Source organism: Enterobacter cloacae (assembly GCF_013375935.1).
GTDB lineage: Bacteria > Pseudomonadota > Gammaproteobacteria > Enterobacterales > Enterobacteriaceae > Enterobacter > Enterobacter pasteurii.
Map to the genome: position 1 here is coordinate 4,884,371 of NZ_CP056117.1, position 12,221 is coordinate 4,896,591.

Below are 12,221 nucleotides of genomic sequence, written 5' to 3' on the forward strand. Positions count from 1 at the left end.
GGTATGGGTCTTATTGGTAAATCAGATCGCTATATTCAGCGAGTGTTAAAGCTGTATTGCCCTTTCCATCTGGCTGTTTTGCAGTAATCGTCCATCTGCCTGCATCGAGTTCTTCTGATGTCGCGATGGCGTACCGGGACGGTGACTGGACGTCTACCCCATCAAACAGATTAAGCTTGATGTCAGGAATAGCAGCTGTAAAACCGAAGGCAGTATCTGTCCTTGGTGTGGCCAGGTAGCGCGCCGTGGTTGCACCTGACGAATCCGTAACCTGAACATACATCGTTCCTGAGAAGTTGATACGCTCACTGGTTTCGAAGTCATTACCCACGCGAGAAACGATATAGCCAGCCTGCTGGTTGGTGTCGTAGGTATCAGGAACCTGAACCATGTCACCGATGTTCACCCATTCACCATCTGCCATTGCAGTTACAGACATGGTCATTCGGGAATAGATAAGACGCTTACACTCGCGCAGCGCACGCTCGTCAGCCTGGAATCTGTTCCTGATGTATAGCATTTCGAACTTCTTCGGTTTTGTCGGTGCACCTTCAACGATAGCGCTTCCGGTTATCCGATACCTGATAAAGTCCTGCTTATTGGTGTCCGGGTTGCGGAACTGAACCTCGACGCCGTCATAGCCGCCTGGAAGCGTCATATCGTACGAAAGCGAGTAACCATCAGGCTTTGTATTCGACCGGTTGAAAATTGTGGCCGCTGACGTTTTCTTGCTGTCCCGGGTGAAAGACAGCACGCCGTTATCGTCATAGACCAGCACGCTGGCGGCATCACAGATGCTTTCCATGCGCGACCCAAGCGATACATCCTCATCGTCAAAGGTGTAATCGAAATACCCCAGGCGCGGGTCGATTGCGTCGATTTCCGCCTGTATCTGGTACAGGCCGTAAATATCAATGCTCGACTCCGGCTGCTGACCAACGACAAGCCAGTTAAACAGCGCGATATCAGCGAATTTACGTGATGGCCTCAGCGAGTAATCGACCTGTTGCGTCGCCATGTTGTAGCTGATGACGTGCCTGGTGATCAGCGCGTTGTATTTCCTGTCGCGGCTGCCGGTGGCGTTCTCCGTTGCCCTGACAACTATTTTCACCAGCGTGTCATCAGGATGGACAACATTGGTCCTGACGTTGATAGCATGGATTTCTTCAAGCTGTATTTTGCTGTCACTGGCACTGTTTGTTATGCGCTCAAGCGAGACGGCATAGCGGCCATAACCGGCTGCAGGCGTCTGCTTATACGTCCGGTAGTAGGTCTTTGAAACGCCCTTAATCCCTTCCACAATCGCATAAGTCACCGTCTCCTCTGTGCCGGGGATCTGATTGTTGTCATCATCGACCTTCCACCATTTAATTTTGAAAGAGTCGTTGTGCTGTCCGGCATAACCGGCAATCACGTGGATCCATAGTTGAGTTGACTGAACTGGCGAAATAAACGGACCAACCACAAGCGTGCCGTTATCGGCCAGGATGAATTTTGTTGTGTTGATGGTGACACCAGATAAATCAAAGCCTGGTGCTGATATTTTATTGAACGTGAAGGTGTAATACTCAACCGGGTCAACGACGCTTCCGTCGTCGCTTTCAACAATACTTATCATCGACCCGGAAAGCTGGACGTCTTCTGTGACAGAACCGCCCGGTACAGGTCTGGTAACGTTAATCGTGAACGTCACCGGGTGCGGCAGAATTAACCCAAGGAAATAGTCGAAATCTGCCTGCTGCACGATTTTAATCGCAATCTCGCCGCCAGCGTAAACGCCGCTAACAACATTATTGGCCGTCGCGCTTTCAATCGGCGTCCCTTCTTTTTCGTTCGGCCCCAGCAACTCCTGACCGTCGACGTCATCAAACTGATACCCCTCAATGACCTGAGGGATCACTTCACCTGGTTGATAGATGGTGTAGCTCGCCCCCGCCATGGAGCCGAGATTGGTTTCGGAGAATCGAACTGACGATATGTCATATTTCCCAAGCCCAAAGCACATAATCTCCGTTACGTACTTAAGCCAGGTGTTATCCGATCCGCCGGGAACGTATTCGAATACTGATTCCTGGGTTAGGTCCGGAAACGATCTGACTTGCCCGAAGTTATCCGGCTTCGCTTCGCCATTTCGCGCGATGTTGGTCTGCCCTTTCAGGCTGTTGTTGGGTGATGTTTTGCTGTTACCAGACGCCGCGCTGGCGTTTGGTTTCGGCATAAAAGACGACAGCACTTTTTGGGTGAACTTGATCGGGTTCAGGTGCTCCAGTGGGTTAAGCAGAGTCCCAACCAGGCCGCCACTTTTTGGTTGGTCGAAAATGATTACCCGGTCATTGTCCTGAAGCTGGAAAGCAAGCTCATCGTCTGGCTGCAACTCTTTGCCGTTACGGTTGATTCGGATATCGCGGTGAAAACTTTCCTGTCCAAGCCATTCCGAAAATACCGTGCCGGCTTTAACTACCGCCCGGTCCTTCGGCATCCCCGGAACGCGCTGAATCTCGATTACCGGCATAGGTGTAAAACTCCACTCTGGTGAATAGCTTCTGAATGGTCCTGATCGCGTCGAACCGGACGTGTCCATTTTCCCCGCGGCTGTGCAGCGCGCGACCGTCTACAATCAGGCCGACATGCACAGGCTGGCTGCCAACCCAGGCGACGAAGATCCCGCTCTCAATGAACGTGCCGCCCGGCTGCCAGAAAACGACATCAGCGTCATAGCAAGTCATGAAGTCGCGCCCGGATTCGTAATCTGGTGACTGATGAATCTCGATCCCCAGAACGTGGCGGTAATAGAGCACCACCAGGCCCCAGCAGTCAGCCGCGTCAAAACTGCAGGCGCGGTTACTCCATGGGATACCCTCAACACGCGATATGAACTCGTCTTTAAGCATTCTGAAGCCCCGGATATTCTTCGACGGTGTACAGCCGCCCGACGTTGCGATTGAGCGGGTTTACGCGCGTCAGGCTGCACGTCACGTCCTTGTCGTCCATCGAGCAGTCACTGACGTAGAGCGTCCACGACTTGATGGCCGTGGTCATATCGGCTGCGTCAAATTGCTGGTAAGTCGCCGAGATAGGCGTGATGCGTGAGTAGGCTTTCCACTGTTTGAGTTGCTGCTTGAAGTCCTGCGCCAGCCGCCCAAATTTGACGGTGCTGTCGAGGATCGGCGTGTTGCTCTGCTGACTTTCGGTTAACTCCATGCGGCATGGTGCGTAGACCTGGCCGCCGAGCGTTTTGGGGAAAATCTGGTTGTTAACGAGCCTGATATAGCCAAAGACCGGGCTGTAGAACGTGATCGTTTCGTACAGGATACGGTTAGGCCTTCGGCTCTGAAATTCTCTGAGCGTCGGCATTATGGCACCTTCGGTAAACTCTCCGGGTCTCTCCCGTCAGGATAGCCCGTGACAATGATGTCCAGCCATGATCCCCACGGCGGAGGCAACTCAACGATAATGTCGTCAAACTCGTCATCTGAGTTAACCAGCTCGCGCGCAACAACATCACCGCTCCATGTGAAAATTGACCCGGACTGTGACCACGATGGCCAGGAGAGAAAGTGTAATTCCTGCACCTCGACGCCGGTATCTCCTGTCCCGGTGCCTAGCGGCATCGTGAACCACTGATTGCAGTTATCGAGATAGTTCGGGCTTCGTAACCACTGCATAAATGCGCGGTGCTGGTCGCGAGTGAAGATCCATGTCAAAGAGAATGACGTCTTCAGGTCGTCGGTTAACTTCTGAAATACCGGCGCGCCGACCGTCGGCTGGTCGACGCGAAATCCGGTATCGGTAGTTGGTGTTTTCCCCTTCTGCGCCAGCGGCAGCCAGTCAGGGTAAGGAATTGGCATATTTAGCCCCTTGCTTTGCGTGGCGCCTGGTGATTAATCTGGATGGCCTGGCTAACACGACCGCCGTTATTGATGTCTGCAACAATCATATCGATGGTCACTCCATTACCGTCCTGGGTGGCCTGGGCATCAACAGTCGCACCAGTGTAGTTCTGGATGTTTAGGTAAATGGGAACTGCTCCGGTACCGCTGTTCAGCTCCTTATTGCTGATCACCTTTCCATTGTCACCTGGGATCATGTACTGGCTGCCATTACTGGCGCGGTAGATTTCGGGCATACCGCCCTCGCCTACCTGGTACATAGAACCGGCTGAGACCGGGCCTCCGTTCTTGCGCTTACCCGCCAGTGAACTGGACATAGCCATGGCGGCAATTACTGCACCGATGCCGATCGCCGCAGCGCCACCAAACGAGCCGATGGAGGCGACGATTGCAGCGGGTGTCCAAGCTGCGGTTGTGGCCGCCGCAGAGGAAACGCTTGCCGCGGTAGTCGTCGCTGTACCGGCGACCGCTGCCGAGGTTGTGGCCGCCGTTGCTGCAATCTGAGCTGTACTGCCTGTGACTGCTGCCTTTACCCACTCCATACCCATCTGGACGAATGAGTTAACCACACTGTTAAGCACCGTCATTCCAATGCTGCGCATCGCGTCGCTTGCAGACATGCTGCCTGTGACAATGCCGGTCAGCGCATTACTGGCCACAGAACCAAGGGAGTCGAAAGCCGCCGCTGCTGCCTGAGTGGCCGCGTTCTGCTGCGCCCATTCTTCCCACATTGCCGCATTGCGCTGATCACGATACTGCTGCTCGATAGCCGCACGCGCGGCCTCGGCCTCTCCGATCTTCTGCGGATAGAGTTGGGCGTATTGTTGGATATCAGCGATGTCTTTCTGGTACTGGCTATCCAGGCCGGCTGTTTTGCTGGTTTTGCCCTGGATGGTGCTGAATTTATTAGCCGCGTCAGTACGCTCTTTCTCAGCCTTTGCCTGCTCACGCAGTGCATTAGCATTGTCCCAGGCTTTCCCGGCAAGTTGCCCGGCAAGCATGAGTTGCTCCTGCGTGGCTGTATTACCGAGAGACTGCTGTGCATTAAGCACGGCCTGCGCTCTCGATAACTCGCCAACACTACCGGCTGACAGCTCGGCCTTCTGCCGCAACTCATCCAGTTTTTGGTTAACATTTTCCTGCGCTTTAGCGTACTGCTCCGCCTCTTTCTGGGCTGCCGACGCCCCGCCTTTCGACTTGCTACCAGTGGTCGTTGCAGTGGCCTTTATCTCGATCGGCTTGGTGTTGGCGGCGGTCTGTGATGCTTTGGAAACAGCGGCCAGGTCGCCAACCAGCATGGCGGCTTTATTGCTCAGCCCGGCCAGTGCTTTGTTTTGTGCCTCCCAACCGTCGAGACCAAGCCATGACCAGGTGCGGGCCCGGCGCGTAAACATTTCTGCTGTGCTGTTCAGATCAGAAATCTGCGCATCGGCAGATATTGCCTTCCCGGCCAGCCTGTCGAGAGCAGCCGTCAATGAGTCAATCACGGCGACCATGCCAGAACTTGCACCAGTAGCCTGGTTAACAGAGTCGATCATTGACAGGAATGAGTTTGTCAGCGCGGTATTGGCTTGAGCCAGAGTACGAGGAAGTTTTTCGAACTCTGCATTTACTGAGCCAGTTTGTTTCTGGATGGCATTAAGCGCATCTTCTGCCGTCAGTTTCCCGTCCAGCATCAGCTGACGAAGCTCTCCGATGCTTACACCCATCCCAGCGGCAATCTGGCGCGCCAGTTCCGGCATTTGCTCAAGGATGGAGTTGAACTCCTCCGCTCGAACCGTACCGGATGAAATCGACTGGCCGAACTGACGAAGAGCATTCGCCATTTCTTCTGTCGAGGATCCGCCAATGCGACCTATTTTCTGAAGTGTCTCGGTGAGCTGAATAATCTGACCGTTCGTCGCTCCGGTATCGCGCAACGCCGTGCTGAGAGTCTCCCACAGCTTCGCTGTATCCTGTAGCGAACCACCCGTTGCCGAACTGATGCGCATCAGACTCTGCATAGTCTGAGATGCTGTAGCTGCGCTGCCAGTGAGCCTCTCTATACGCGCGTTGAGCTGACTCATATTGTCAGCAGCAACGAGGAAAGCCTTTCCCCAGTCAACAACGAGTGAGGCGGCAATTGCCCCGGCGACGCGGTTGATATTCGTCTGCAACTCATCCATCTTTTTGGCTGCATTGGTCGCCGAGTTGCCGATGGAGTCGAGCGACTTATTGGCCTTTCCCTGCGCCTTGAGCAAGCCAGATACATCGGCCTCGATGTCGTAATAAATCTCGCCTGCTTTCTCAGACATCAGTTTTCTCCGGGCATAAAAAAACCCACCGAGTGGTGGGTTAGTTATTCGTGTCGTTTATTGGCATCGTTCTGTGTAGGCCGGTGGTGGAGGCGTATCTTTCGAACTGAGGAAGTGATCACCAAGGGTGTAGTCGACGCCTTTTGAGAACATCCCCTTCGATTTCATTTTCAGCTCAACAAAGAATGGATGGAACCCTGCATAGGCACCGAAACCGTTCTTTCCGTTAATCTCCCCGCAAACAACAGCATTAACACGGCCGTCATCGGCATCTGTCATCTTCACGACTTTCACGTTACGGAACTGAGCGCTGCCAGGATCCAGTAGATTGGCGGAAACTTCAGATTGTGCCAGCGAAATTGCCTTTTCCTCTCCCGGCTTGCAGCCAGCCAGAACCAGTGGAATCACCAAAGCCAACAGTATTTTTTTCACTCTTATCCCCTGAGTTTTATTGTCGAGCCATATTACGCCCGGCCAGGCGATTACGGTACATCCATTATTAACTCAGGCCGCTTTCTTTGCTGATTTTTCGCGCTCAATCATTTCCTGCCAACGGCGATCGTCATCGTCCATAACAGCGTCATACTCTTCCCTGGTGAAGCCCTTCTGGTCAGGGTATTTGGCGTTAAGCATCATGGCGAACTCGGTCATGGTAAGGTTTTCAGCCTCTTCCCTGCTGATCCCAAAATGGTTTCGTGCCGCCATGATGTATTCAGTCGCATGAAACTCCGGTGTCGTTTCCTTGCTTTCGTGCTTCTGCAACTTACGAACCTTCGCCCGGCCGATAACACCATGCATGATCAGCGACTGAGCTATCAGAATAAGGTTCTCAGGCGGGAGAGCGCCACGGCGCCATACAAACGTACGCCTTCCAGTGCGTGATGGCTCATGCCAGCCTGTCAGCTCTGAAACGTCCTCGTCACAGCATGACTGAATGACATTAATAGCCGAGAGTAATGCCTCACGCACAAACGCGGCAGAACCTGCCGCATCCAGAGCCCACCGCGGCAGGGAAATGTCACCGAAGTAGTAGGCGTAAAATTTACGCTGATGCTCCGGTATGGCGCTGTGAATTTTTCGCGCCGCCTCAAGCATCTTCGCTACGTCATCATTGAATAGCGCATAGAAGGTGCGGACGATATGCTCTGGCTCGCCGATCCGCGTCATGTTACGGAACGATGGCCGGAAGAAGTATTCACGGCCGCCAGCACCAATCAGGCACTCTCCAATTTCTTTCAAAGGGGTCATATCGCTCTCCATAACCAGTATCAAGGGCAGCACGCCGCCCTTTGTAGTGATTACGGTGCGGCAGTAACGGTAACGGCGCAGGTGTCGGTGAAATCACCGTCAGCAGTAGTAGCCGTAATAGTCGCGGTGCCCTCGGCAACTGCTGTCACCAGGCCGGTTGAACTGACAGTGGCGATGGATGGCGCCGAAGTCGTCCAGGTGATCGCTTTGTTAGTTGCATCGGTTGGTTGAACCGCGCCGCTGAGTTGTTGGGTTGCGCCAACGACCAGAGATGCAGTTGCAGGGGTAACCTCAACACCAGTAACATCGATAGAGTCAGCAACTTCAAACACAACAGTATCAGCGTCGTAAACCTTCCACTCGCCGGAGAAGGTGGAGATATCGTTTGTACCGAAATCACCAGACCATGACGTGGTGTTCATGTAACCCTGGATGTAAGTACCGGCGTTCTCACCAGCGAAGTCGAAACGCACCCACAGGTTAGGCTGACGGCCTGCCTGAACTTCGTCAAAGATGTACTTCGACAGACGCCACGCGCCGATCTCGTTATCTTTATCAGACTTGCGAAACTCACCTTCGCCAGAGATCGTTAGATCCATGTTGTTGACCAGGTTCTCCACCAGCCCTTTAGCATCATCTGCCTCGGAGTTGATGGTGTTCATCGAATAGTCGATGCCCTTGGTCGTCATAGCGCCGAGACGCTTCCACTCGGAAAGCGCTGGCACTGCGTCGGGGCAGCCAAAGGCCATGCGTAGCACAGCTACTTTCCCGATCAGCTTGCCAAAATCATTAGCACAGCCTTGCATGTGTACCTCTCAAATAAAAAAGGCCGCCGGATGGCAGCCTGATGGGTTGGTGATTGGGTTATTCGCCGTAAACGCACATGAACTGGAGTCTGAAGACCAGGCGCCCCTCTTCGGTCAGGATGGGTGCAGGCATATTGCCGAGGTTTTGAATAAGGCCAAGGCATTTGTCGTTAATGTCGTTCTGTTCGACATAATTGATGATTTCCTGAGCCTTCTCAGCGGCTGCGCGGCGCTTATCTTTGGCGGAAATGACATCCACCAGCACGTAGTGGCCAGATCCGAGTTCATTCCGGATGTCGGTTCCGCCGTTAGGCCGGAACACGATGAATGCGTCGGTTAACTTAGTTGTGTCGTCCCAAGCCAGCAACTGAACAATGAAGCCATTGGTAAGCCCGGCATCAACGAAGTAGTTACGCACGCGCTCATACATAGCAGGTGTCATACTGAAAGCTCCTTGCGCATTACGGCATCAATCTGGCTGCGGGTGTCGTCAAAGCCTTTAGTGAGGAACTCTTTCTGCGCTGTGGCGCGGCGGAAGGTTTGCGGCACGTTCGGATCGTGTACGAAAACAGCGTAGTTCGCCGTGTAACCCACTCTCCCGGTCAGTCGAACGCCGTTATTTATCAACTCCCGATACTGGCTATTCAACAACGTAGAGGTATCGATCGGCGTATAAAGCGCGGCCTGTGAGCTGCCGATTATCATTGCTGACTGTAACGCCCTGACAACTTTTCGCCCTTTCACGTCGTTAATGATGCGGTTGAGCCCGGCTTTCGACTGCTTAACGCCGCGAACTTTGATGCCCATGGTTTTCTCCAGGCAATAAAAAAGGCCGCCGGAGCGACCTGTTCAGAGACTTTTTGCTATCCGCTCAAGCTCATCAACGTTCTCAATGAGCTTTCGCACTTCGGGGGGGAAGTTGATCGCGAGGTGTATGCTTAGACGGCGTGAATTGCTTCTCGCGCACCGGAACGGCGGCGTAAGCAGAAATAGCCACCGCCAGAGCTGAGATAGACATTGTGAGCAGGTCGAGCCCCATAAATACCCCCATTTAAGACCAGATGAATCTGTAAACTGCATATACAGATACCACCTGCGCAGCAAATACAAGTGGAGCGGCAAGCCACGCTATTTTGCGGTGATTAGTTATCAGTTCTTTGGCGCAGCAAAGAAAACAGATTGCCATCAACCATAAATAAAAGACAAAGAAAGAAATGCTCATGAAGACCTCTGTTTAGATGCCGGTCAGTATCGCATAATCATCCGCGACACGCTCGAATGTGTCAGCGTAACGGATAACCTGTCGCACCTCGTCGGCACCAGCCACAACCGGGTCAGCTTCGGCTGACACGCCAATCAGCAGGTAATCACCGGCGGACGCCAGCGCGAACTCTGTCCAGACGGTGTTCTTCACGACGATTTCAGCGCCCAGGCTGGCTAACTTCTTGCTGAGCCCACCTTCGTAATCACAGAGGATTTGCTCAGGTTCGGCATAACCCAGCGGATCGCCGTATTCGTCATTGCCTTCCAGCTTTCGCCAGATGGTCGCCGTGGCTGTGTAACTCCAGTTTGCTGTTGCCGACATCAACCCTCCTTCCAGCGCAGCACCTTCGCGCCAGTCGCCCGGATGCGGTCACAGTTGATATGCCACTCGCCGTCCGATTTTACGTAGCCGGTAGTCTCCCGCCCTGTGTCGGTCATCACCCATACGCGGGTGAGCGGCTTAGGCTTGCCTTCCGTTACTGATTTGTACTTCATCAGCAGCCCCCGACCACCATGAACAGGCCGACACTGTTACCGGCGCTGATCGGCAACTCACCGGTGCAACCGCTGGTATCAAGCCGGGCCAGCGAGTCGCGCAACCAGGTAATGCTGTCGTCGCCATATTCAAACGAGCGAGAGGCGCCGGACGGCGCACCCTGCGATTTGATGCGGCGCGCACCGGACGACGTAGCCATAAGCGCGGCGGCGTACATCAGGATCAGCTTAGCGGTGCACTCGTCATACCCAGCGCCATCAAGGCACGGGATAATCTTGTTCACCACGCAGAGAATCGGATCCAGCAGCGCACCCGGAATGGAGTAACCCAATTCACCGAGGAACGCCTGCACGTCTGCCGCTGTGATTGGGTCAGCCATGGTTATTTCGCCTTCTTGATTGCTTCCGCCAGTGCTGCTTCGGCCTCGTCCGCGCGTTTGGTTTCTGCTGCCAGCGCGTCGGCATGAGCCTTGTCTTTTGCTTCACCATCGGCGATTAGCTTTTGGTTATGCTCCAGCGCGTCGGCGAGTTGCTTTTGTAGATCAGACAGGTCTGCCGTCTGCGCGGACGCTGTAGCCACTTCGAAGGAAAGCTTTTCGCCTTTCTTCTTGTCAGTGTCCTTTGCTTTGCCAGACGCTTTCCAGCGCGCTGATGTTGCATCGTCCACTTCTACGATCGCACCAACCTCCAGTTTTCGGAGGTTGGCACCGGCGAAGACGTTACCTGCTGTGATTTCTACCAGTGCCATTCAATTTCTCCTTAGCTGCTCGCGAAGAGCACGCCATGTTTGAGGTTGATATCCTGCTTGACCATCAGGCCCATAGCGCCCCAGGTGCGCCAGATGTAGTCGCTGTTATAGAACTGACGAGGGTCAGCAACAGTGCCCACAGCCTGACCAGTGATCGGAGCGATAACGCCGGCAGTCAGGGGAACCACCAAAATCTGGTTACCTGTGAGTTCGGCGTCTTCTTTCACTGCGGCAATGCCGGACAGCTTCAGGATTTCCTGCAGGATGGTGCCGGACTGGTAATTGTCGCTGAAATAGCGCTCCCAGTTGGACATGATCTCGCTAGATACGTACCAGGTCTGCGGCGCGTACTGGTTATTGGTGATCTTCATGGTGTCACGCAGCGCGATCGCACCGTTTCGGTTCTGTTCTGCGGTTGTAGTGCGGCTGGAGAAGTCGATGTTCAGTCCAGATGCGCCCAAATCAACCTGGCCGACGCGCTCATCGTTCTTCAGGCCTTTCCACGTTTTTCCATCGAAGGTAACAAAGTTGCCTTCCGAGTCGCGGAAACCGTTGAACATGTAGTCCACGATTTTACGGCGCACATCATCAACAGAGCCGCGCTGCGCATCGGCAAGTGATGCCAGTGCTGACCCTTTGTTGAAGATTGGATCACGCCAGTGGAACTTGAAGCCGCTGTCGTGCACCGGAACCATGGTGCCGTCAAAGCTGTACGCGCGAGCATCCAGCGCCGCACCGATCTGGCCGGACATGGAAGTGTGCGCCCAGCCGCGACCGCCGTACGTGCATATTCATACACTGACTCTTCCAGGCGGACAGAGCGTGACAATGGCATCAGGTCGTTGAACAGGGTGAATTCGGTGTTCGGCTCGAACTGTGCCAGTACCGTCTGGTCGTACGCGCGGTACATGCGGCGGATATCGTCGACAGCGTTCACCGCGTCCAGATGTCCGTTTTCACCGAAGCGAGCACGGGCAATGAAGTCAGCGACAGACTGCGCACTCATGTTGCGCGCCATCTCCAGCTCGCGGAACTGTGCCTGGTTGACTTCGAGGTTACCGGTGCGTTCACCGATAGAGCGAGAAAATACAAGCATTCAGGTGCTCCTTACTTGATAACGACGCGCAGCAGATCGCCTGCAGCAACGGTGTACGCCGTGTCTTCTTCGACATATGCGCGGATGGACTCGCCTGTGGCGTGGGCTTTAACCTGGCCGTTTGCGATGGATAATGGCTGCCCTTTTTTGTAGGTGCCTGCCGCCGCTCGCACGTTAAGGAACATGCCCGGCATCGGATGGATGCCAACCACCAACTCATTCACAGGGATTGAGTCGTCAACCTTCTGGCAGCGAAGATAGTCAAAGTCAGCGACATAGAGGATCGCCTCTTCGTTGCCATCAACCGAGGCCGTGAACTTGGCGGCGGAGAAGAGCCAACAGCACCTGGCTTGGTGGCGGCAGCCGCGGCACCTTCACGGT

At 54.2% G+C, this 12,221-nt stretch carries 14 protein-coding genes and 2 pseudogenes; all 16 read right to left on the reverse strand.

Going from position 1 to position 12,221, the window contains the following annotated elements:
* Positions 1-10: 10 nt before the first annotated feature.
* Positions 11-2,512, reverse strand: coding sequence for a host specificity factor TipJ family phage tail protein (locus tag HWQ14_RS23065; protein ID WP_176611100.1), 2,502 nt, complete (start codon positions 2,510-2,512; stop codon positions 11-13).
* Positions 2,454-2,891, reverse strand: a complete 438-nt coding sequence (locus HWQ14_RS23070; protein WP_176611101.1) for an NlpC/P60 family protein — start codon at positions 2,889-2,891, stop codon at positions 2,454-2,456. The genes HWQ14_RS23065 and HWQ14_RS23070 overlap by 59 nt, the downstream gene beginning before the upstream one ends.
* A complete protein-coding gene (locus HWQ14_RS23075; protein WP_176611102.1) occupies positions 2,884-3,354 on the reverse strand; it encodes a hypothetical protein in 471 nt (156 codons plus the stop codon). The genes HWQ14_RS23070 and HWQ14_RS23075 overlap by 8 nt, the downstream gene beginning before the upstream one ends.
* Positions 3,354-3,848: a hypothetical protein gene (locus tag HWQ14_RS23080; protein ID WP_176611103.1), complete on the reverse strand. Its 495-nt coding sequence runs from the start codon at positions 3,846-3,848 to the stop codon at positions 3,354-3,356. The genes HWQ14_RS23075 and HWQ14_RS23080 overlap by 1 nt, the downstream gene beginning before the upstream one ends.
* 2 nt (positions 3,849-3,850) lie before the next feature.
* Positions 3,851-6,184, reverse strand: a complete 2,334-nt coding sequence (locus HWQ14_RS23085; protein WP_176611104.1) for a tape measure protein — start codon at positions 6,182-6,184, stop codon at positions 3,851-3,853.
* Between the two features lie 57 nt (positions 6,185-6,241).
* Positions 6,242-6,616 (reverse strand): membrane lipoprotein lipid attachment site-containing protein, encoded by a 375-nt coding sequence (locus HWQ14_RS23090; RefSeq protein ID WP_016245416.1) that lies wholly within the window; start codon positions 6,614-6,616, stop codon positions 6,242-6,244.
* Between the two features lie 72 nt (positions 6,617-6,688).
* The gene (locus HWQ14_RS23095; RefSeq protein ID WP_176611105.1) at positions 6,689-7,432 is read right to left on the reverse strand and encodes a DUF6246 family protein; all 744 of its coding nucleotides are present in this window, start codon (positions 7,430-7,432) and stop codon (positions 6,689-6,691) included.
* Positions 7,433-7,482: 50 nt separating this feature from the next.
* On the reverse strand, positions 7,483-8,238 hold the full coding sequence (locus HWQ14_RS23100; RefSeq protein ID WP_047716501.1) for an Ig-like domain-containing protein: 756 nt from the start codon (positions 8,236-8,238) through the stop codon (positions 7,483-7,485).
* A 58-nt stretch (positions 8,239-8,296) separates the two neighbouring features.
* A complete protein-coding gene (locus HWQ14_RS23105) occupies positions 8,297-8,680 on the reverse strand; it encodes a phage tail termination protein (protein WP_176611106.1) in 384 nt (127 codons plus the stop codon).
* Positions 8,677-9,045, reverse strand: a complete 369-nt coding sequence (locus HWQ14_RS23110; RefSeq protein ID WP_176611107.1) for an HK97 gp10 family phage protein — start codon at positions 9,043-9,045, stop codon at positions 8,677-8,679. Before HWQ14_RS23110 ends, HWQ14_RS23105 begins: the two co-directional genes overlap by 4 nt.
* Before the next feature lie 427 nt (positions 9,046-9,472).
* On the reverse strand, positions 9,473-9,823 hold the full coding sequence (locus HWQ14_RS23115; RefSeq protein ID WP_176611108.1) for a hypothetical protein: 351 nt from the start codon (positions 9,821-9,823) through the stop codon (positions 9,473-9,475).
* Positions 9,823-9,996 carry a 50S ribosomal protein L13 gene (locus HWQ14_RS23120; protein WP_176611109.1) on the reverse strand — a complete coding sequence of 58 codons (174 nt, stop codon included), beginning with the start codon at positions 9,994-9,996 and terminating at the stop codon, positions 9,823-9,825. Before HWQ14_RS23120 ends, HWQ14_RS23115 begins: the two co-directional genes overlap by 1 nt.
* Complete coding sequence (locus HWQ14_RS23125) at positions 9,996-10,376, reverse strand: DUF7370 family protein (protein ID WP_032648628.1); 381 nt, start codon at positions 10,374-10,376, stop codon at positions 9,996-9,998. Before HWQ14_RS23125 ends, HWQ14_RS23120 begins: the two co-directional genes overlap by 1 nt.
* A gap of 2 nt (positions 10,377-10,378) precedes the next feature.
* Entirely contained in the window at positions 10,379-10,744 is a 366-nt protein-coding gene (locus HWQ14_RS23130; protein WP_176611110.1) for a hypothetical protein, read from the reverse strand.
* Positions 10,745-10,755: 11 nt separating this feature from the next.
* Positions 10,756-11,840 (reverse strand): annotated as a pseudogene (locus tag HWQ14_RS23135) (major capsid protein).
* Positions 11,841-11,851: 11 nt separating this feature from the next.
* A pseudogene (locus HWQ14_RS23140) lies at positions 11,852-12,221 on the reverse strand (hypothetical protein); the annotation flags it as partial.